Annotated in this window: 21 protein-coding genes; 9 read left to right on the top strand and 12 right to left on the bottom strand. The window is 49.9% G+C overall.

Going from position 1 to position 21,552, the window contains the following annotated elements:
• The first annotated feature begins 78 nt into the window (after positions 1-78).
• Entirely contained in the window at positions 79-981 is a 903-nt protein-coding gene (locus ABD846_RS07695) for a helix-turn-helix domain-containing protein (RefSeq protein WP_344824805.1), read from the top strand.
• A gap of 98 nt (positions 982-1,079) precedes the next feature.
• Here ABD846_RS07695 and hutI read toward each other — a convergent pair whose 3' ends face one another.
• The 5 genes from hutI to dut form a co-directional block, all read right to left on the bottom strand.
• Positions 1,080-2,318 carry an imidazolonepropionase gene (gene hutI, locus ABD846_RS07690; protein WP_344824802.1) on the bottom strand — a complete coding sequence of 413 codons (1,239 nt, stop codon included), beginning with the start codon at positions 2,316-2,318 and terminating at the stop codon, positions 1,080-1,082.
• 141 nt (positions 2,319-2,459) lie between these two features.
• Entirely contained in the window at positions 2,460-3,521 is a 1,062-nt protein-coding gene (locus ABD846_RS07685) for a hypothetical protein (RefSeq protein ID WP_344824799.1), read from the bottom strand.
• A 139-nt stretch (positions 3,522-3,660) separates the two neighbouring features.
• Positions 3,661-5,472: a 30S ribosomal protein S1 gene (gene rpsA / locus ABD846_RS07680; RefSeq protein WP_344824796.1), complete on the bottom strand. Its 1,812-nt coding sequence runs from the start codon at positions 5,470-5,472 to the stop codon at positions 3,661-3,663.
• 118 nt (positions 5,473-5,590) lie between these two features.
• Positions 5,591-6,271, bottom strand: a complete 681-nt coding sequence (gene cmk, locus ABD846_RS07675; RefSeq protein WP_344824793.1) for a (d)CMP kinase — start codon at positions 6,269-6,271, stop codon at positions 5,591-5,593.
• A 13-nt stretch (positions 6,272-6,284) separates the two neighbouring features.
• Positions 6,285-6,725 (bottom strand): dUTP diphosphatase, encoded by a 441-nt coding sequence (gene dut / locus ABD846_RS07670; protein ID WP_344824790.1) that lies wholly within the window; start codon positions 6,723-6,725, stop codon positions 6,285-6,287.
• Positions 6,726-6,857: 132 nt separating this feature from the next.
• Here dut and ABD846_RS07665 point away from each other — a divergent pair, with 132 nt between their 5' ends.
• From ABD846_RS07665 to icd, 3 genes are read left to right on the top strand one after another with little or no spacing between them, the layout of a single operon-like run.
• Positions 6,858-7,331: a heme-binding domain-containing protein gene (locus ABD846_RS07665; protein WP_344824786.1), complete on the top strand. Its 474-nt coding sequence runs from the start codon at positions 6,858-6,860 to the stop codon at positions 7,329-7,331.
• Positions 7,332-7,343: 12 nt separating this feature from the next.
• Positions 7,344-8,480 carry an NAD(P)/FAD-dependent oxidoreductase gene (locus tag ABD846_RS07660; protein WP_344824783.1) on the top strand — a complete coding sequence of 379 codons (1,137 nt, stop codon included), beginning with the start codon at positions 7,344-7,346 and terminating at the stop codon, positions 8,478-8,480.
• Positions 8,474-9,841, top strand: coding sequence for an NADP-dependent isocitrate dehydrogenase (icd, locus tag ABD846_RS07655; protein ID WP_425568024.1), 1,368 nt, complete (start codon positions 8,474-8,476; stop codon positions 9,839-9,841). The genes ABD846_RS07660 and icd overlap by 7 nt, the downstream gene beginning before the upstream one ends.
• Positions 9,842-9,895: 54 nt before the next feature.
• Here the strand turns inward: icd and ABD846_RS07650 are convergent, their stop codons facing one another.
• The 5 genes from ABD846_RS07650 to gldA form a co-directional block, all read right to left on the bottom strand.
• Positions 9,896-10,186 carry a chaperone modulator CbpM gene (locus ABD846_RS07650; RefSeq protein WP_344824780.1) on the bottom strand — a complete coding sequence of 97 codons (291 nt, stop codon included), beginning with the start codon at positions 10,184-10,186 and terminating at the stop codon, positions 9,896-9,898.
• On the bottom strand, positions 10,183-11,106 hold the full coding sequence (locus ABD846_RS07645; protein ID WP_344824777.1) for a DnaJ C-terminal domain-containing protein: 924 nt from the start codon (positions 11,104-11,106) through the stop codon (positions 10,183-10,185). The genes ABD846_RS07650 and ABD846_RS07645 overlap by 4 nt, the downstream gene beginning before the upstream one ends.
• A 113-nt stretch (positions 11,107-11,219) precedes the next feature.
• Positions 11,220-11,567 carry an MmcQ/YjbR family DNA-binding protein gene (locus tag ABD846_RS07640; protein ID WP_344824774.1) on the bottom strand — a complete coding sequence of 116 codons (348 nt, stop codon included), beginning with the start codon at positions 11,565-11,567 and terminating at the stop codon, positions 11,220-11,222.
• A 3-nt stretch (positions 11,568-11,570) separates the two neighbouring features.
• Positions 11,571-13,109, bottom strand: a complete 1,539-nt coding sequence (locus tag ABD846_RS07635) for an acyl-CoA carboxylase subunit beta (protein ID WP_344824771.1) — start codon at positions 13,107-13,109, stop codon at positions 11,571-11,573.
• A 31-nt stretch (positions 13,110-13,140) separates the two neighbouring features.
• Entirely contained in the window at positions 13,141-14,049 is a 909-nt protein-coding gene (gene gldA, locus ABD846_RS07630; protein ID WP_344824768.1) for a gliding motility-associated ABC transporter ATP-binding subunit GldA, read from the bottom strand.
• Positions 14,050-14,246: 197 nt separating this feature from the next.
• Between gldA and lpxD the strand changes: the two genes are divergently transcribed.
• Genes lpxD through ABD846_RS07610 form a run of 4 tightly spaced genes read left to right on the top strand, consistent with a single transcriptional unit; the run spans position 14,247 to position 18,162 of the window.
• A complete protein-coding gene (gene lpxD / locus ABD846_RS07625; protein WP_344824765.1) occupies positions 14,247-15,314 on the top strand; it encodes a UDP-3-O-(3-hydroxymyristoyl)glucosamine N-acyltransferase in 1,068 nt (355 codons plus the stop codon).
• 28 nt (positions 15,315-15,342) lie between these two features.
• Positions 15,343-16,761, top strand: a complete 1,419-nt coding sequence (locus ABD846_RS07620) for a bifunctional UDP-3-O-[3-hydroxymyristoyl] N-acetylglucosamine deacetylase/3-hydroxyacyl-ACP dehydratase (RefSeq protein WP_344824762.1) — start codon at positions 15,343-15,345, stop codon at positions 16,759-16,761.
• Positions 16,761-17,561, top strand: coding sequence for an acyl-ACP--UDP-N-acetylglucosamine O-acyltransferase (gene lpxA, locus ABD846_RS07615; RefSeq protein WP_344824759.1), 801 nt, complete (start codon positions 16,761-16,763; stop codon positions 17,559-17,561). The genes ABD846_RS07620 and lpxA overlap by 1 nt, the downstream gene beginning before the upstream one ends.
• A complete protein-coding gene (locus ABD846_RS07610) occupies positions 17,545-18,162 on the top strand; it encodes an ABC transporter ATP-binding protein (protein ID WP_344824756.1) in 618 nt (205 codons plus the stop codon). The genes lpxA and ABD846_RS07610 overlap by 17 nt, the downstream gene beginning before the upstream one ends.
• Before the next feature lie 4 nt (positions 18,163-18,166).
• Here the strand turns inward: ABD846_RS07610 and lipA are convergent, their stop codons facing one another.
• Both lipA and ABD846_RS07600 read right to left on the bottom strand, forming a co-directional pair.
• Positions 18,167-19,105, bottom strand: coding sequence for a lipoyl synthase (lipA, locus tag ABD846_RS07605; protein ID WP_344824753.1), 939 nt, complete (start codon positions 19,103-19,105; stop codon positions 18,167-18,169).
• Between the two features lie 24 nt (positions 19,106-19,129).
• A complete protein-coding gene (locus ABD846_RS07600; RefSeq protein ID WP_344824750.1) occupies positions 19,130-19,975 on the bottom strand; it encodes a hypothetical protein in 846 nt (281 codons plus the stop codon).
• Between the two features lie 147 nt (positions 19,976-20,122).
• On the opposite strand from ABD846_RS07600, the gene ABD846_RS07595 reads away from it, so the two are divergent.
• Positions 20,123-21,526 carry a phosphoglucomutase/phosphomannomutase family protein gene (locus tag ABD846_RS07595; RefSeq protein ID WP_344824746.1) on the top strand — a complete coding sequence of 468 codons (1,404 nt, stop codon included), beginning with the start codon at positions 20,123-20,125 and terminating at the stop codon, positions 21,524-21,526.
• The last annotated feature ends 26 nt before the right edge of the window (positions 21,527-21,552 follow it).

The following is a 21,552-nucleotide window of genomic DNA, read 5'->3' as shown; positions in this document are numbered from 1 at the left end:
CATTGGTAGCGCCGTTTATTTGCACCCCGGCAGCCGGGCATTCTACCTTTGCGGTATCACAAAAAACCAGGTAAAACGATGCTACAATCAACAAATGTCGGTACAAGAATAGCCGAAGCCAGAAAGAAAATGGGCCTGTCGCAGGCCGATATCGCACAACGGGTGGCGATCAGTCCGCAGGCCGTAGGCAAATGGGAGCGCGGCGAATCCATGCCGGATATCATCACCTTAAACCGCCTCGCCGAAATATTCGGTGTGGACCTGAACTATTTTTCCGACGGGCACACGAACGGGGAAACAGCGACGATCGCAACCCTTGATCCGATACCTGAGACAACAAATAATAGTGCCGCACCCGGTAAACGAGCCGACTGGAACTGGGATATGTCGCGCGGCAACTGGACCGACGCAGATTTTTCCGGGTTGAAGAACCTGAGCGAAAAATTCAGCTCATCCAATATCAAAAACTGTTCGTTCCGCAATTCCGATCTCTCCGGGCTTCTACTCGGGAGAAACAATATAGAATTGTGCGACTTTTCGGGAGCCGATTTCCGGAACAGCAAAATCCAATCGTCCAACCTGGGAAAGAACCGCTTTAACGCATGCACTTTTATCGATGCCGAATGCTTCAAAAGCAATATCGAACAATGCGATTTCTCCGGTGCAGACTGGTCCGGGGCCGAAGTAATGGAATGTAATCTGGAAAGTAACACCGTAACGGAGGTACACTGGAAATTCACCAGGTTCAGACGCACCAATATCAGCAACATGACCTTTAGCGGCGACTTCGAGGACTGTCATTTTGAGCATTGCTCGTTTTACAATGTCACGTTTGAAGGGGTAAACTTCAGGAACACCTTTTTCAAATACAACGACCGGTTTAAGAAAGTACGATTCGAGCATTGTACGGCCGACAACATCACCTACGCCTTCCTGAAAAACAACCAGGCTACACTAAGCGGCATTACCCAACGTTCCTGATACAGGAAGGGACCTCCTGTATACAGACTGTCCGCCCTTTGGTATGCTAAAGGGCGGACAGTTCCTCAAAATCATTAGGGGGATTGTTTATCTCAATGCTACATCAGCTTCCCATTCAATATCATGCGCCCTACCGGATTGTTCCCGAAATCGTAGGGGATGAAATTGGCATTGTTCATGGGTCTCGTGATGATGAGGTTTGCGCGTTTGCCAGCGGCAATAGTGCCCATTTCGGTGCTCAGTTCCAAAGCAGCCGCGCCGTTCAGCGTAACGGCATTGATCGCCTCAGCGGGAGTCATTTTAAGCTGCGTACAGGCAATCGTCATCAGTAGATTCATATTACCGGACGGACAGGAGCCGGGATTGTAATCGGAAGCGAGACATACCGGCAGACCCGCATCGATGATCCGGCGCGCAGGCTGGTACTGGATACCCAGGAAAAAAGCAGCAGCAGGTAACAAAGTGGGCATCGTATTCCCCGACTGCAGTGCAGCAATTTCTTTATCTCCGACGCATTCTAGGTGATCTACCGATACCGCGTTATGCTTCACGCCTACTTCCACGCCACCGGAATAATGCAGCTGATTCGCATGGATCTTCGGCTTGAGTCCGTATTTCCACGCAGCCTCCAGCAATTGCTCCGTATCGGCTACGCTGAAGAAACCTTCTTCACAAAATGCATCCATATAATCCGCAAGTCCTTCACCTGCAACACGCGGGAGCATTTCGTCTATAATCAACTTGATGTAAGCAGTCTTATTTTCTTTATATTCAACAGGATAGGCGTGCGCAGCCAGGAAGGAAGCTTTCACCGGTATGAGGTTTGTCTCTTTCAGACGACGAATCACCCGCAGCATTTTCAGCTCTGCTTCTGTGCCAAGTCCGTAACCGCTCTTGATCTCGATGGCGCCGGTTCCCTGGGCTACCACCTGGTGCAGGCGTTGCAGCGACTGCTCATACAGCAGTTCCTCATCCATATCGCGCAATCTGCGGGCCGAATTGAGGATACCACCGCCTTTGCGCGCAATTTCTTCGTACGAAACCCCTTTGATGCGGTCTACAAACTCCTCTTCACGGGGTGCGGCAAACACCAGGTGTGTATGCGAATCCACCCATGCCGGAAGCACCAGGCATCCGGAAGCGTCTATAGATTCATCGGCGCGGAGTTCCGGCACCTGATCCATACTGCCGAAGCTATGGATACGACCGTTTTCAATGAGCAGCCAGGCGTTTTCCAGTTCAGGCAAATGCGCCATATCTGCGCCGGCCACCGTATGCTTTACTGCGCCTGTCTCTACCTGATACAGGTGCTTTATATGGGTAATGAGTGTTTGCATCTGCTGCAAATATCCGGTTTAATTAGAGAATACGCAGATAATGATCCTGATCCGCTTTATCGGCGGGTTTGCGGACGGGAATCAGCGAGCCGCGGCGAGGATTTACCTTGCATTCATAGTATTCCGTTACATAAGATTGCATCAGTTAATAAAGCCCGCCATTCTGCTGATACCGAGACTTCTGCCCAGGTCGTCGTCTTTACCCAGTTCGTTTACCGGGATAACGCGGCCGGTACGGGAATCGATCCTGCATTCGTAAGGCTCCAGCACATATACTTTCTGTCTGGGTGCAATGACAGCTCCGACGAGTCCGGATGTGGCATTCGGTGCAAAGTGCGCCACATATACAGGTGATTTGATCCAGTATTCACCGTCTTTCAGTATCATTTCCCGGTAAGTGGCATTCATCTGGTAATATGGCGTTCCTTCGTAGATCAATACCTGCCCGGTAGCATTGGTCATTATGTTCTTCTTGTCCTTGCGTATGCGGTACACGGTCACATAATCGCTCTTTTTTACAAAGGTTTTGTCGGTGGCACCACGCATAGCCCTGAAGTCGTTCCAGTCCTCAAAATAAGCCTGATCCGGCAGGGTGCCGCCATTGAAAGGCAGGAAGCTTTTATAGCTGTTCTGCTGATGTGCCTGCACCTCTGCATAGGTGTATTGCCTGTCGGAGACGGCAGGGAATTTCCGCATTACCCTGTAGGATGCTGCCAGTACCCTGTTTACCATCTCATACAGCGGATCGGTAACATTAAAAGCCGTAATGCTGCAAACGGTATCCACCGATGCCAGCAGGCGATAAGTAGTTCCGTCAACGGTGGAAAAGAAATCGGCGGAATAGGTGAAAGTAGCCGACTCAAGGTTTGCCAGCGGATCGGCGGGTAATTCCTTTGCTTCAAATGCGTATAGTATTACCACCAGTCCGGTTTCGCTTTCCTGTCGCTTACCATTCTGTATATACCAGTTTTCAAGTTCTTCGTGCAAAGGCCGTTCAGATAACAGGTCTTCCAGTCCTACGGTTGCGTCCAGTTTTACCTTCCCGATCACACGGCTGGTATCGGCTCTTCGGTCGATAACGGTTACACGGCTGAAGCGGTCGGAAGTGGCTATTTTCGTACGGAAAGCGGAGAGGGAGAAAGATGCAGCAAAGGAGCTGAAGTGCAGCAGGCAGCAGAGTGTGAGGGTAATGATGCGTGGCAAGGTGAGTTATTATTGATTGATCAATAAGAGATTGGGTGTGCAAATTTACATTTATACCAGGAATTTACCGATTGTTTTGCAAACAAAAAGGCCACCCTTTTCAGGGTGGCCTTTCGTATGATTCCCGAACGGAAGGAGCTTATTTGTTTCCTTCTTCGTCTTGTTTCATTTTGTCTTTCAGGGCAGCCAGTGCACCGATGTCACCCAGAGTTGATTTCTCAACTTTGTTCTGGATATTTTTCACCGCTTTCTTGGTGTTTTCTGCCTGATCTTTGTTGTCTTTCTTGATAGACTCTTGTTCTTCAGCTTTACCGGCTTCCCATACGCGGGTATGAGAAACGAGGATACGTTTGTCGTTGCGATCGAACTCGAGGATCATGAATGGAATTGTCTCGTCAGCGCTTACTGTAGATCCGTCTTCTTTACGCAGCTGGCGTGCAGGAGCGAAACCTTCCAGACCGTATTGCAGCTGAACTGTTGCACCTTTATCATCTTTCTTGATCACAGTACCTTCGTGAATAGAACCGATCGGGAATACGGATTCGAATGTATTCCATGGATCATCTTCCACTTGTTTGTGACCGAGGGACAATTTGCGGTTTTCTTTATCGATACCCATGATCACCACTTCGATATCTTCACCAACTTTAGTGAATTCGCTAGGGTGATTGTAGCGTTTGATCCAGCTCAGGTCGCTGATGTGGATCATACCGCCGATACCTGTTTCCAGTTCTACGAACACACCGTAAGGAGTGAGGTTTTTCACCACACCTTTATGACGGCTGTCGAGCGGGTATTTGTTTTCGATAGTTTCCCACGGATCTTCTGTCAGTTGTTTGATAGACAGGCTCATTTTGCGCTCGGATTTATCCAGAGTCACCACTTTTGCCTGGTATTCATCGCCCATTTTGAAGAATTCTTTAGCATTGATCGGCTGAGAAGACCATGTGATTTCTGATACGTGTACCAGACCTTCAACACCAGGGAGGATTTCGAGGAATGCTCCGTAATCTTCGATGTTAACCACTTTACCGGTAACAGTGCTGCCTTCAACGATCTCTTCAGACAGGTTGTCCCAAGGATGAGGAGTCAGTTGTTTCAGACCGAGGCTGATGCGTTTTTTCTCATCATCGAAGTCAAGCACAACAACGTTCAGTTTCTGACCATTGCTGAGTACTTCTGTAGGATGATTGATACGACCCCAGCTGATATCTGTGATATACAACAAACCATCTACTCCACCCAGATCGATGAAAGCTCCGAAGTCGGTAACGTTTTTCACGGTACCTTCCAGGATCTGACCTTTTTCCAGCTGGCCGATGATCACGCTGCGCTGAGCTTCCATATCGCTTTCGATCAGCGCTTTGTGGCTCACTACTGCGTTGCGGATTTGCTCGTTGATTTTCACCACTTTGAAATCCATTGTTTTGCCCACATACTGATCGTAATCCGTAACCGGTTTTACGTCAATCTGAGAGCCAGGGAGGAAGGTTTCCAGACCGTGAACATCCACGATAAGACCACCTTTGGTTTTTGAAGTAATGTTACCTGTAACGATTTCGCCGGTTTTGTAGAACTCAACGATCTGATTCCAGGCGCGTGCAGCGCGGGCCATTTTGCGGCTCAGGTGCAGATGACCGTTACGGTCTTCTTTCTCTACAACCATTACTTCGATTTCGTCGCCGATTTTCACGTCCATGTCGCGGAATTCGTTCAACGAGATCATTCCATCAGATTTAAATCCGATGTTTACGATAACATCCGTATTGGTTTTACCCACTACGGTTCCGTTCATAACCTGCGCTTCGTCGATAGAAGTGAAGGTTTGCTCGTACACCTCCTCGTATTTTTTACGATCTTCTTTGGTGTAAGAGGCTACGTTGCGCTTGTCAACGCTCCAGTCAAAATCATCGTGAGCTGACTGTACTTGTGGAATTTTGTTTTCTTCCAATTTTTGGGTCCTCCTTTTAAGTGAAATTTTTGGACGGCAAAGGTAATAACTTAATTCATTACGGGAAAAAATAATTTTTCCTGTTTTCCCGGTCTCCGGGCCTGTTTTACCTGAAAAACTATTGAATCCCCGTTTTTTCGCGTGCCCAGCTGAGTACGAGCATCAGTTGCTGTTCCCGGCTAAGCCTGCTGTTGTCCAGCAAAACGGCATCCGCCGCCCGGCGCAACGGGCTTTCCGCGCGCGTGGTGTCTATATGATCGCGGGCTTCAAGATTCGCCCTTACTTCTTCCATGGTAATACCCGGCTCCTTTGCCCGGAGCTCTTCGTACCGGCGTTGCACCCGCACCTGTATATCTGCGGTGACGAATATTTTCAATGCGGCATCGGGAAATACCACGGTACCAATATCGCGCCCGTCCATCACCACTCCTTTTTCCCTCCCGATCTCCTGCTGCTGGGCTACGGCAAAATGGCGTACTGCCGGAATTGCTGCTACCGCACTCACCTGCCCCGCCACATGCATTTCGCGTATCTCCTCCGAAACATCTTCGCCGTTCAGGCATATATGCGATTGTTCCCGGCCGGGAGTGCGCTCAAAACGCAATTGTATGTTACTGAGCGCTGCTGCAACTGCCGTGGCATCATCCAATGCCACCTTATGCCGCAGGAAATATAAAGTGATCGCGCGGTACATAGCCCCGCTATCGATGAACGTGTAACCGAGCTCACGCGCCAGTTCGCGCGCCATCGTACTTTTCCCGCAGGAAGAATAACCATCTATTGCAATATTGATCCGCATACATCCACTTTTTTTATTTCGTACCCGAATGACCGAATCCCCCCGCACCGCGTGCCGTATCTTCCAGCACTTCCACAGGCTGCAATTCCGCCCGTTCGTAACGCGCAATGATCATTTGCGCAATGCGCTCCCCGTCTTCTATCGTTTGGGTTTCTGTCGACAGGTTGATCACCGGAATCATGATCTCTCCGCGGTAATCACAGTCGATGGTGCCAACCGCATTTACCAGTGTGAGTCCTTTCTTCACAGACATGCCGCTGCGCGGACGTATCTGCGCCTCATAGCCATTGGGCAATGCGATAAATAATCCGGTGGGGATCAGCCTGCGCTCCAGCGATGCAAGGCTAACGGGTGCGTCGAGGTTCGCACGCAGGTCCATACCGGCGGCTCCGGCAGTCTGGTATTCAGGTAAAGGATGTTTGGATTGGTTGATGATTTCTATCGTTACCGGCATGTATGCGGAGTTTTGTGCGCAAATATAAAGGCTTCACCCGCAGTCGGGGAACAGATAAGGCATTTAAATAATCATAAAGCTTATGGCGGTGCTGGTTTTTATGATAAGTTTGCGCAACAGAAGCACTTAGCAATGAAAAAACTCGGATGGATTTTACTCGTTGTATTCATCGCAATACAATTTATACGCCCTGCCAAAAATGTAAGCACGGCAGCTCCCGTTAACGATATTGCATCGGTATCGCTGGTACCGGACGATGTAAACCAGATATTGCACAAAGCGTGTTACGACTGTCACAGTGACAATACGCATTATCCCTGGTACGCTAACATACAGCCGGTGTACTGGTGGATGGATCATCATGTGGATGAAGGAAAAGACGAACTGAACTTCTCGGCATGGGGCACTTATAAGCTCAAGCGTAAGCTGCGCAAATACGTAGAAATATCCGAGCAGGTGACGGAAGGCGAAATGCCGCTGGAAAGCTACACCTGGATGCATGCCGATGCAAAACTCAGCCGTGAGGAAGCTAACCTCGTGATCAACTGGGCGAACGAAATGGCCCGGAAACTGCAGCAGGATTCACTGATCGTTTCTGTTCAGTAACAGCACTATTATATGATCTCATATTGGGAGCAGGCTTCTTTTACCGGCTACGACTGTATTGTGGTCGGGGCAGGACTCGTAGGACTGAGCACGGCTATCGAATGGCGCATGCGTTTTCCCGCGCAGCGGATACTCGTTCTGGAGCGCGGTCTGATGAGCACCGGCGCCTCTTCGCGCAATGCAGGATTTGCCTGCATGGGGAGTCCCTCGGAGCTCGTAGCTGATCTGCGCACCGATACGGAAGATTCAGTAGTACAATTGTTTGCCGACCGTAAAGCAGGCCTCGATCTGCTGCGCCAAAGGCTCGGAGACGAGCGCATACATTACCGCAGCGATGGCAGCTACGACCTGCTGCGCGAGGACGAACTGTATGTGCTGGACCGGATAGATTACCTGAACAGGCTCATGCGACCGGTGACCGGCAAAGATGCATTCGGCATCTCATCGCGTAATGCGGCCTCTTTTGGCTTTCACCCGGGCTTCTGTGCCGCGGTAGCGGAAAATTACTGCGAAGGTGCGATCCATACCGGGCATATGCTGCGTGCGCTGAGCGACCTTGCTCTCGAAAACCATATAGAAATAAAAACCGGAGCTTCGGTAAGTTCGTTCCGGGAAGAGGCAGACGGCGTGTATGTTTCCGTCGACGACCCCTTAAGGCCGGAAGGATGGTTGCTGCGCTGCGAAAAACTGTTCATCTGCACGAATGCCTTTACGCGGCAGTTATTGCCGGAACAGGATGTGCGCCCCGGCCGCGGTCAGGTGCTCATCACCAACCCCATACCGGACCTGCCTTTTAAGGGTATTTTCCATTTTGAGGAAGGCTATTATTATTTCCGGGAACTCGAAGGGCGTGTGTTGCTCGGCGGTGGGCGCAATATAGATTTTGAAGGAGAAACAAGCACAGAACTCGCATTGCACGACCGGATACAGGATCGCCTGCTGCAACTGCTCACAACACAGTTGCTGCCGGGCAGAAGCTTTACTGTCGCACAGCGCTGGTCGGGCATAATGGCCTTTGGCGAAACCAAGACACCGGTGGTAAAAGCTTTCAGCAACCGCGTGTTCGGAGCGTTCCGCATGGGCGGCATGGGAGTGGCACTGGGCAGCCTTTCAGCCGCGCGTGTGGCGGCTTTGGCAGAATCGTGCTAAAAAAGTATAATACCCGCGCGTATTCCTTTCCTATTGATTACATTTGCGCATCTTTTTTCCAAAAACCAAAAAATTCAATCAGCAAGCAAGCCATGGCACAGCACATTCAAATGGGCGCTAACGGAAAGTTAAGTGTCCCGGACAACCCTATTATTCCGTTTATTGAAGGCGATGGCATTGGCCCTGAAGTGTGGGCTGCCAGCAAAACAGTAATGGATGCCGCCATCGAAAAAGCATATGGCCAGAAAAGAAAAATCGAGTGGAAAGAGGTCCTGGCTGGTGAAAAAGCATACAATCAAACCGGAGAATGGCTGCCGGGAGATACGCTGCAGGCATGTAAAGATTACCTGGTATCTATCAAAGGTCCGCTGACAACGCCTATCGGCGGTGGTATCCGTTCCCTGAACGTGGCGCTGCGCCAGGAGCTCGACCTGTTTGTGTGTCTGCGCCCGGTGGAATGGTTCCAGGGTGTGCCCTCACCGGTAAAGCATCCTGAAGATGTGGACATGGTGATCTTCCGCGAAAACACAGAAGATATTTATGCCGGGATCGAATTCAACTACGATACCCCGGAAGCAAGAAAACTGCTCGACTTCCTGACCAATGAACTTGGTGCCGGCAAGAAAATCCGTTTCCCGGAAACCACGTCTTTCGGTATCAAGCCCGTGAGTAAAGATGGCTCTGAGCGCCTGATCCGCGCGGCAATCCAGTATGCGATCGAGCATGGCCGCCCTACGGTGACCCTCGTGCACAAAGGCAACATCATGAAGTATACCGAAGGCGCATTCAAAAACTGGGGTTACCAGATGGCGGTGCGTGAATTCGGCGACAAAGTATTTACCTGGGATCAGTGGGAAGCAATCAAAAAAGAACAGGGTGAAGATGCTGCAAATGAGGCGCTGAAAAAAGCAAAAGCCGACAACCGTATCATCATCGACGATGCAATTGCCGATAACTTCCTGCAGCAGATCCTGCTTGCTCCGAAAAACTATTCGGTAGTCGCTACGCTGAACCTGAACGGTGACTATATCTCCGACGCACTGGCAGCAGCCGTGGGAGGTATCGGGATCGCCCCGGGCGCCAATATCAACTACAGCACCGGGCATGCGGTGTTTGAGGCAACGCACGGAACGGCTCCGCGCTTTGCAGGAAAAAACATGATGAACCCTTCTTCACTGCTGCTGAGCGGTGTGATGATGCTGCAATATATGGGTTGGACGGAAGCTGCGAACATGATTGTGGAATCGCTGAAAATGACGATCAAGCGCAAGCGTGTGACGATCGATTTCTACAACCTGATGCAGGATGCAACATTGCTTTCTACAAGTGATTTTGCGCTCGAACTCGTGAAGAACCTGTAAAAATCTGAAAGTATATAACATGCGCCCGGCTCCTTTTACGGAACCGGGCGTTTTTTATTCGTAGGAAGAAAGCCGTTGCTGCAGGCGGGACACCTCATGCTGCAGCGTTTCTATGCGATCCAGCAATCCGAACACAAGGTCGATATCCTGTAGCGATACCTGCAGATCGCGATGCAGCCGCACCGCTTTTTCAAAAGGCGGCAATTCATCTTCGTGCAACTGCTCCGCACCGTCGATCCATATTATCTGTATCAGGCCCTGATCACGCAGACCGTGTACCCATTGGATTTCCACTCCATATTCGCTGCAAAGGGTATTCAGCAGTATAAAACTTTGTCCGCTCATGATTGTCTCAGATTTTTTAATTCGGTAAACAATTCTTTTTCCCGTTCGCTCAGGTGCTCCGGAAGCCGGATCTCGAAATTCAGTATAAGGTCACCGAAGCTTCCTTCCTGCTTATACACCGGGAAGCCCTTACCTTTCAGCCGGCGCTTGCTGCCGTTGGCTGTGCCCGGTTCCACCTTCAGCTTTACTTTACCATCGAAAGTATCCACGAGCACTTCACCGCCCAATATTGCAGTGTACAGGTCCAGCGGCACGGTGCTATAGAGGTCGTTACCCTGGCGCCGGAAAGGCGTGTCGTTCTGAATGTGGAATTCAATATAGAGGTCGCCCGCGGGTCCGCCATTGGCTCCGGGTCCGCCATGTCCTTTCAGACGGATCTTTTGTCCGTCTTCCATACCAGCCGGAATGGTGATGCGGATTTTACGGCCATTTACATCCAGTTCGCGCTTATGAGTATGGAATACATCGCGGAGCGATAAGTTCATCGAAGCCTGCAGATCCTGACCGCGGAAACGTTGCCTGCCGCCGCTCTCGCGGTTCCCGAACAGGGATTCGAAAAAGTCGGAATAGTCGCCACCCTCCCCTCCGAATCCGCCCTGGGAAAACCCTTCGAAACCGGAGCCCGAAAAGCCCTGAGAAGCGCCTGAATTACCTTGACGGCTGTATTGCTGCCGCTGCTTTTCAATTTCTTCGGCATGCTTCCAGTCTTTACCATACTGGTCGTATTTCTTACGGTTTTCCGCATTTCCGAGCACTTCGTTGGCTTCATTGATCTCTTTAAAGCGCTTTTCAGCGTCCTTATCGTTGGGGTTAAGATCGGGATGGAATTTGCGTGCGAGCTTGCGGTAAGCCTTTTTAATCTCCTCGTCTGTGGCATTGCGCTCAAGTCCGAGTACTTTATAATAATCTATGTAATCCATAGTGTCGCATTATTGCTTCCATGAAATTACAAAGGCATTGCACAGGGAACAATGACAAAAGTCATTTTTTAAGATGCTGTTCAGAAAAACAGGGACAGGAACGCCAATGGCTGTCAAATGCCGAGTTCCGCGCGCAGCTTCTTTGTGAGCTTCGCGACAACGCTTTCGTAGGAACGTTGCAGATACAGTTTCCATTCTTTGGAAGAGAGTGCGTTGATGTCGTCTACATAGATCCATTTGCGTTTTGCAAAATGGGGCGCCTGGCGGAATTCCGGGCGTTCGCACAGCAGGTCGAAATCTTCTTCAGACACCTTAAAACAAGCCGTCACCGGCACAGCGGCCGGTGACGTGAGTAAAAACATTTTAGCGCCTACGCTGAAGCACAGGTGGTCTTCCCACTTAATGTCTTCCGTAGCGGCTTTACAGCGTAAAGCGTATTCGCGCAGCGTTTCTATATCCATAATCTACAGCGGAATATTTCCATGCTTGCGACGCGGTGTGCTCACCACTTTATTCTCCAGCATTGCAAAAGCGCGGATAAGCTTGGAGCGCGTAGCACCCGGCACGATCACCTCATCGATAAAGCCGCGTGCAGCTGCTCCGTATGGATTGGCAAACTTCTCCATGTACTCCATTTCTTTTTCCTTCCACTTAGCCTCTTTATCGGCAACAGCAGCGATTTCATTCTTAAAAATGATCTCCGCGGCGCCTTTAGCGCCCATTACTGCGATCTCGGCACTTGGCCATGCGTAGTTAAGATCGGCACCGATGTGTTTGGAGTTCATAACATCGTAGGCACCGCCATACGCTTTACGCGTGATCACGGTCACTTTCGGAACGGTGGCTTCGCTTAAAGCATACAGCAGTTTCGCTCCGTTGGTAATGATACCGTTCCACTCCTGGTCGGTTCCCGGCAGGAAGCCCGGCACATCTACCAGTACCAGCAGCGGAATATTGAATGCATCGCAGAATCGCACGAAACGCGCAGCTTTTTTGGAAGAATTGATATCCAGCACACCGGCCATGCTCGCTGGCTGGTTGGCCACCACACCCACACTGCGTCCGCCGATGAGGGAGAAACCTACCACGATATTTTCCGCGTAGTCTTTGTGCACTTCCAGGAACGTACCGGCATCCACCACTTCTTCGATCACTTCTTTGATATCGTAGGGTTGGTTGGGGTTTTCCGGGATGATCGCATCCAGCTTCGCGCGGTATTCCTCTCCTGCTTCGTAAGGATAAACCGGCGCATCATCTTCGCAGTTCTGCGGTATGTAGGATAATAATTTTTTCAGGTGGTCGATACAGGCTACTTCATTGGGATTGGTGAAATGTGTGACACCTGACCTGGAAGCATGCGTCGCAGCACCACCGAGCTCCTCGCTGCTCACAGTTTCATGCGTAACGGTTTTTACGACGTTAGGCCCCGTAACAAACATGTAAGAGGTATGCTCGACCATGGAAATGAAATCTGTTATGGCGGGTGAATAAACCGCACCACCCGCGCAGGGGCCCATGATAGCCGACAGCTGGGGGATCACTCCCGAAGCCTTAACATTGCGGTGGAAGATGTCTGCATAGCCGCCCAGGGATACCACCCCTTCCTGTATACGTGCGCCGCCGCTGTCGTTAAGACCGATCAGCGGTGCACCGTTCTGTAGTGCGAGGTCCATTATTTTGCAGATCTTCTCAGCATGGGTTTCCGAAAGGCTTCCGCCGAATACGGTAAAATCCTGGGAAAAGACATAAGTAAGGCGACCGTTGACAGTACCGTAACCTGTTACTACCCCATCACCGAGGTAAACCTCGTTTTCCATTCCGAAGTCTTTGCTGCGATGTGCAACAAACATCCCGATCTCTTCAAAAGATCCTTCGTCCATCAGGAGGCTGATACGTTCGCGTGCAGTTAATTTTCCTTTTTTATGCTGGCTTTCAATGCGGTGTTCTCCTCCGCCTTTCAGGGCCTGTTGTTGTTTTTGCTGTAATATCTCTAGCGGTTTCAATGTTGTCTATTTTGGCTTTAACTGATAATAGTTATTTGGTGGCACTGCGGAACACGTCTTCCATCGACTGTGTTTCGGTTTGCAGCGAACGGATGTTCACATCATTGTCAAGCGCCCATTTCATCACGGATTTACGCAGTTCTTCCGGGCGGGATGTATACAGTTTCCAACGGTTGTTGCCCAGGTCCTCCATCCGTCCGGCTCCTGCAATTTTCTTCAGCAGTTCTTTGGATACACTCTGTTCAAAGCTCACCAGCAAAGACTTATTGCTGCCGGCCTGCTGAAGGTTGGCAATTTTATCGTCTGCTACTATATTGCCGTTATTGATGATGATGACGCGGCTGCACATCGCTTCCACTTCCTGCATGATATGCGTGGACAGTAAAACCGTTTTTTCGCGACCGATGTCGATAATCAGGTCGCGGATCTCTACGATCTGATTCGGGTCCAGTCCTGAAGTCGGTTCATCCAGGATCAGCACATCCGGGTTATGGATCATTGCCTGTGCAAGTCCCACCCGTTGTTTGTATCCTTTACTGAGCATGCCGATCTTTTTATGGGCTTCCTTGCCAAGAACGGTCATCTGAATAATCTCTTCAATACGTGCAGCGCGCTGCTTTTTTTCTATTTTATGAATACCGCAGGTAAACTCCAGGTACTCCCGTACATACATATCGTAATAAAGCGGGTTCTGTTCCGGGAGGTAACCGATGTGACGGCGCAAGTCCATAGATTGGGTCTGCACGTCAAAACCGCACACCGACGCCGTACCTGATGTGGGCGGCAGATAGCCGGTGATCATTTTCATGGTAGTGGACTTTCCGGCACCATTTGGCCCCAGAAAACCAACAATTTGTCCCTTTGGAATATCAAATGAAATATTATTGACGGCTATTTGTGACCCGTAGTTCTTGGTCAGCGAGCTTACACTGATTGACATGGATGCAAACGTACATAAAAACCGTTTTCCCCCGGCAACTTTTTGAAGCGACAATTTATACTATCCGGGGAAATATTGCGTTTCTGTTTATCAATTGTTAAGTGACTAGGTGAGGTAAGGTTTTTGTGTACCTTTATCCGCCTACGGGGGGCTATAAGATACACGCGGAACGAATTAAAGACGTAAAATTATTTTGAATGGAGTTTAGTGCGAAGCAGATAGCAGCATTATTAGGCGGAAAAATTGAGGGTGACGAAAACCGGAGCGTCTCGGAGATTTCCAAAATAGAAACCGCAGGGAACCGTTCTCTCTGCTTTATCGCCAATCCGAAATACGAGGAGTATCTTTATACCACAGACGCCGCTATTGTGCTGGTGAATGAACAACTGCAGCTTACAGCCCCAGTAAAAGCCACCCTTATCCGTGTGCCGGATGCTTATGCCGCGTTTGCCAGCCTCATGCAGTATTACAGCGAAATGGCAAAGAGTGAACTACCCAAAGGCATTGAACAACCGTGTTTTATCGCTGATAGCGCCAAAATAGGAAATGACGTATATATAGGCGCTTTTTCCTATATATCGGCAGGCGCAGTGCTTGCAGACGGGTGCCGCATCTATCCGAATTCTTTTGTGGGCCGCAACGTTCAGCTTGGCACGAAAGTGACTTTGTATTCAGGCGTGAAAGTATATGATGAATGCATGATCGGCGCGCGCAGCATTATCCATTCCGGTGCCGTTATCGGCGGCGATGGATTCGGATTCGCCCCGCAGGCGGACGGTTCCTATCAGAAAATACCCCAGTTGGGCAACGTGGTGATCGAAGAAGATGTGGAAATAGGTGCGAATTGTACCATTGACCGCGCAACCATGGGCAGCACACTGATCCGTAAAGGAGTAAAGCTAGATAATCTGATCCAGGTGGCGCATAATGTGGAAATTGACGAATGTACCGTTATTGCTGCACAGGCGGGTATCGCCGGAAGCACTAAAATAGGCAAGCGCTGTATGATCGGTGGCCAGGCGGGCATAATCGGTCACCTCACTATAGCCGACCATACACATATCAATGCTCAGAGCGGAGTTTCCAAGTCTGTAAACGATCCCCATACCGTTTTGAACGGTACTCCGGCCTTCGATTATAAAAGCGTATTAAAAAGTCAGGCAATTTTCAGACATTTGCCGGAGATTCAGCAGAAACTGGCACGACTCGAACAGGAACTCAGGAACCTCAAAAGCGACAACACAGCAACTGCGGAAGGCCAGTAATTGATCAACAGCCCTAAAAAAACAGACATTGCGAGTTAACAGCCACGCTCATCAAAATCAACATACATTAAAAGAACCGGTAACCTTGTCCGGTGTAGGATTGCATACCGGCCTTCAGGTGAAGATCACCATCAAGCCGGCTCCTGCAGGCCATGGATACCGCTTTCAGCGTATAGACCTTCCGGATCAGCCTATTGTAAAAGCAGATGCAGACCTGGTAGTGGATACCTCACGCGGAACCACCATTGAACATAATGGTGCACGCATCAGCACGATCGAGCACCTGCTTGCCGCTTTGGTGGGCACGCAGGTGGATAACGCACTTATTGAGCTGAACGCCCCTGAGGTTCCCATTCTCGATGGCAGCAGCCGCGAATTCGTGGAGGCGATTGAAAGTGCCGGTTTGCAGGAACAGGATGCGAAGCGTATTGTGTATTCGCTCGATAACAACATCCATTTTTATGATCCGGCCAAGAACGTAGATATGCTGGCAATACCTTCGCAGGATTACCAGGTGACTACGATGATCGACTTCAATTCGCCGATTCTCGGAACACAGCACGCAAGTCTGAAGAATCTGTCGCACTTTAAAAAAGAAATTGCTTCCTGCCGTACGTTTTGCTTCCTGCATGAAATAGAATACCTGCTGGAAAATAACCTGATCAAAGGCGGCGATCTGAGCAACGCCATCGTAGTGGTGGACAAGCCGGTGAGCCAGGAAGAACTGAACCATCTGGCCAAAGTATTCGGCAAAGATCATATAGAAGTGAAGCAGGAAGGCATTCTCAACAACCTGCAGATGGAATTTCCGAACGAGCCGGCGCGACATAAGCTGCTGGATGTGATCGGAGACCTCGCACTGATCGGCTACCCGATCAATGCACACATCATCGCCAGCCGCCCGGGACATGCGTCCAACGTGCAGTTTGCGAAAAAGATAAAGCAATACATCCGTTCCAATAAACACCTGGCGGGTATTCCGTCTTACGACCCGAATATGCCGGCGATCTATGATATCAACCAGATCGAAAAATTCCTGCCGCACAAATATCCGTTCCTGTTGGTGGATAAGATCATCGAGATGTCTGATAACCATGTTGTGGGCATCAAGAATGTGACGATGAACGAGCAGTTCTTCACGGGACATTTTCCCGGCAACCCGGTTATGCCCGGAGTGCTGCAAATTGAATCAATGGCTCAGGTGGGAGGCATCCTTGCGCTGAACAGCTATACAGACCCTGAAAATTACGACACCTATTTCCTGAAAATCGACAAGGTAAAATTCAAGCAAAAAGTGGTTCCCGGTGATACGCTCGTCATCCATATGGAGTTGACAGGAGCTGTACGTCGCGGCATTTTTGAGATGAAAGGCTCGGCCTATGTCGGCAATAAGCTCGTTACCGAAGCTGAGTTAGTGGCCCAATTGGTTCGTAAAGAAAAGAAATAATGATTCATCCGCTCACATACATACATCCGGAAGCCAAGATAGGCCATAATGTTACCATAGAGCCATTCAGCACGATCCACCGCGATGTGGAGATCGGCGATGGTGCATGGATAGCGTCCAATGTCACCATTATGGAAGGAGCCAGGATCGGGAAAAACTGTAAGATTTTTCCCGGCGCGGTTATCTCTGCAATGCCGCAGGACCTGAAATACCGTGGCGAGCACACGCTTACGGTGATCGGCGACAATACCACTATCCGTGAATGTGTAACGGTCAACCGCGGCACCACGGATAAAGGGCGTACCGAAGTAGGCAGCAATTGCCTGATCATGGCGTATTCGCACGTGGCGCACGATTGTATTGTGGGCAACTACTGTATTTTCGCGAACAACACAACACTGGCGGGTCATATCACAATCGGTGACAATGTGGTACTGGGCGGACTTACTGCCGTACAGCAGTTCGTACGCATCGGTTCGCATGCATTTGTAACCGGGGGTACGCTTGTAAGAAAAGACGTACCGCCTTACATTAAAGCAGCGCGCGAACCGATTTCCTATGCGGGTGTAAACTCCGTGGGGCTGAAGCGTCGCGGCTACGATATGCAGAAGATCAACCATATCCTGGACATATACCGCATTTTGTTTGTGCGCGGATATAACGTTTCCAAGGCGATGGAGATCATTGAGGCAGAAATTCCTGTTTCCGATGAGCGCGATGAAATCCTGAATTTCATCCGTGAGACCGGACGCGGCATCATGCGCGGCTATACTCGACGCCACAATGAAGATATCGGTTAATTCCCTTTCCAAGAAGTTTGTACACCACCCTGTTCTGCGCGACGTACATCTGACGCTTCAGGGTCCGGGTTCTTATGCGCTGCTGGGCGTGAACGGCAGCGGAAAATCCACGCTGTTACGCATTATCGCCGGCATCCAACAGGCCAGCAAAGGCACTGTGGAGTATTCATTCGACGGACATCGTATTGCACCGGAACTGGTATTCCGGCACGTGAGCTTTTGCGCCCCGGGCATGGATATCATCGAAGAAATGTCTTTACGGGAATTCCTGCAATTTCATTTCCGTTTTAAACAGCCGCTTAAAGGCATCACCATAGACGACATCATTGCCCTGATCGGCATCCGGCAGGCGGGAGATAAGCTGATCGGGGATTTCTCCTCGGGCATGAAACAACGTGTAAAACTCGCACAGGCGATCTTCAGCGATACGCAGGCGCTGTTCCTCGATGAGCCCTGCACCAACCTGGACGATAAGGGAGTAGCCCAATACCAGAATTGGATGCAACAGTACGGTCAGGGTCGACTCGTGGTAGTTGCATCCAATGATGAACGCGAATATTCGTTTTGCAATGAACGGATCGCGGTAGAACAATTTAAATAAGCTTTTAAGCGAATCCCGCAGCTTTTTCCGCTTCCCACATGCGGCGGCCTTCTCCCGCGATCACATGTTTTTCGGAATGGTAGGAAGATCTTACAAGCGGACCGCTTTCCACGAAATCAAGTCCCATCTTATACCCTGCCTCACGGTATTCGGCAAACTCATCCGGGTGTACAAAGCGAACAACCGGTAGATGTTTTGGTGTAGGCTGCAGGTATTGACCCAGCGTAAGTACGTCGAGTCCGTTGTCTGCGAGGTCCTGCATGGTTTGTAATACCTCTTGCTTTTCTTCTCCCAGCCCCAGCATGATACCGCTTTTGGTACGCATACCGCCATCTTTCAGGCGGCGGATCACTTCCATGCTGCGATGGTATTTGGCCTGGATACGCACCTGTTTGGTAAGGCGCTCCACGGTTTCAATATTGTGCGAAACCACTTCCGGAGCCACATCTATCATACGCTGCAGGTTGTCCCAGTCGCCCTTAAAATCGGGGATCAGGGTTTCCAGGGTAGTGTCAGGATTTAAAGCACGGACCGCTTTGATGGTATTGGCCCATATGATAGAACCACCGTCTTTGAGTTCGTCACGGTCTACGGACGTGATCACCGCATGTTTCACCTTCATCAGGAAAATGGCCTCGGCCACGCGCTGCGGCTCATCCCAGTCTACGGGTAAAGGACGCCCTGTCGCTACTGCGCAGAAACCGCAGGAACGTGTACAGATGTTCCCGAGGATCATGAACGTTGCCGTTCCTGCTCCCCAGCATTCCCCCATATTCGGACAGTTGCCGCTTTCGCAGATGGTATGCAGCTTATGCGTATCCACCAGTCCCCGTACATGCCTGTAACCCTCTCCGGTAGGCAGTTTCACTCTCAGCCAGTTCGGCTTTTTCACTCTCGGTTCCTCAGCATTGGCAGTACTGCTGATCACATTCAGTTCTTGCATAAAAAATCGGGCCGCAAATTACAATCATTGGTGGCGTTTGCCAAATTGTATACCGGCATAAAGGTTAAAGAAATAAGCAGTAGCTTTCTGATCGGCCATAATTTCGATCTTCTTACTGTACAGTTCGCCCGTCACACCTACTTCCACAGCGCTTACCACGCGGGTCTGCCGTGCAAAATCAAAATGCATGCCCAGCTTGGTGTGCAGACCGGGTACGACTTTAATACCTCCCAGCCCGGCTCCCCAGGAGGAAGCGCCGATAACGTACACGGGATTCAGGAAGTAAGGGGATGTTTCCGGCTTAAAGCCCACGTCCTTTTTGGAGAATGTCTGACCACCGTCTTCAGACACGTAAGCATTGACGTAATAAGGTTTTAGTAAACCAATGGATAAACCGCCACCGTACACCAGGTGCAGCGACACATTACCATCGATAGGTTTCCCTGCGATCATTTTACGGAACAGGTAATTCCCTTTGAGCGCATAAAAGTTATTTATTTTACCGAAAATATATTGTTTGTCGCTCTGGTGATCAATATCCCAACCGTACATCCTCACTTCTTTAGGATGATGACGTTCGGACAGCTCGATCTGGAACACACGCACATCGTAAAAACGTTCGATACGCTTCAGATCTTCAGAAACCGATTTGCCGGCCTCGTACACCACACTCCAGCCGTCTGAATTCATCCGGAAACCGAAGCTGTTCTCGCGCGTAATGGGCTTAGGCTTGGGTATACGGGTCAATACGGGATGTATTGAGTTGGAATCGGAACTTTTATAAACCTGGGCACCTGCTGCTAACGGCATCAGAGACGAAAGCACAACAGGTAATATCGCAAACGTGAGTTTCGGCATATTCGGAAGCAAAAAACTGCTTTTTTCGCAGCTAAAGGTAAGCGATTTCCGGCAATCAGCACTTAGTTTTCAATAGAAAACCTTTATAAATAGCATGCGCCCGATAGAGTGAATACCGTACATTTGCCACCTGAAAATCATTCACTGAAACACTCCTCTATGCAAGTAGAAAAAATAAAATTCGGCACCGATGGCTGGCGTGCCATTATTGCAAAAGAATATACCGTGTACAACGTGGCCCGTGTTGCCCAGGGACTTGCAGCCTGGCTGAACGGCAAACAACAGCAAAACACCGTTGTAATCGGTCATGATTGTCGCTTCGGCGGTGAAATGTTCGCAGAAACAACCGCGCGTGTATTATGTGCCAGCGGCATCAAAGTATTGCTTGCGAAGGGTTTTGTGAGTACACCTATGGTTTCGATGGCGGTGCTGAAACTGAATGCACAGCAAGGCGTTGTAATCACAGCATCCCACAATCCGGTAGGCTACAACGGATTTAAGCTGAAAGGCCCTCATGGCGGTCCTACCAGTCCTTCCGAAATCGCCGAAGTGGAACAACTGATTCCGGATACCGTTGCTGTTCCCGATACCGCTATCAGTGAACTGTTGTCTTCAGGGCAATTGGAATATGTGGATCTTGAGACAATGTACCTGGATTATCTGAAGGAACATTTCGACTTTGAACTGCTGAACCGGTCGCCCTATAAACTTGCATACGACGCGATGTTCGGAGCAGGACAGAATGTAATCCGCAAACTGCTGCCTTCGGCGGTATTGCTGCATTGCGATGACAATCCCGGCTTCCACGGACAGGCTCCGGAACCGATAGATAAGAATCTGAAAGAGCTTTCCGCTACAATGGCCGGCACGCCGGAACTGAAGATAGGTCTGGCAACGGACGGCGACGCCGACCGTATCGGATTGTACGACGAAGACGGCAATTTCGTGGATTCACACCATGTGATTTTACTGCTGATCAATTACCTGCACAAACATAAAAACCTCAACGGTAAAGTTGCGATTGCTTTCTCGGTTACCGACCGTGTGAAGAAAATGTGCGCGGCTTATAATCTGCCGGTTACCGTGACACCTATCGGCTTCAAATACATCAGCGAAATCATGACACAGGAAGATGTGCTGGTGGGTGGCGAAGAAAGCGGCGGTATTGCCGTAAAAGGGCATATTCCGGAGCGCGACGGTATTTATGACGGTCTGCTGATCTACGATCTGATGACCCGCAGCGGCAAAACGCTCAAACAATTGTGCGACGAAGTGTATGCTGTAGTAGGTACTTTCTGCTACGACCGTCTGGACCTTACCATTCCGAACGAACTCAAAGAAAGTATTATCCGCAATGCGCAGGATGGCGTGTACGGACAATTCGGCAAATACACCTACAACCGCGTGGAAAACATCGATGGTATCAAATACCACCTCGACAATGGCGGCTGGCTGATGCTGCGTGCATCGGGAACAGAACCTTTGCTGCGCGTTTACGCTGAAGGTAACAGCAAAGAAGAAACAGCAGACATACTCGCGTCTATTCAGCAAACGATCCTGTAACAATCATTATAACATCCAATTGTAAA

Origin of the sequence: Rurimicrobium arvi, from assembly GCF_039540495.1 — a bacterium.
Lineage (GTDB): Bacteria > Bacteroidota > Bacteroidia > Chitinophagales > Chitinophagaceae > Rurimicrobium > Rurimicrobium arvi.
Note: the sequence above shows the minus strand (reverse complement) of the source record. Positions and strands in the feature narration are given on the sequence as shown.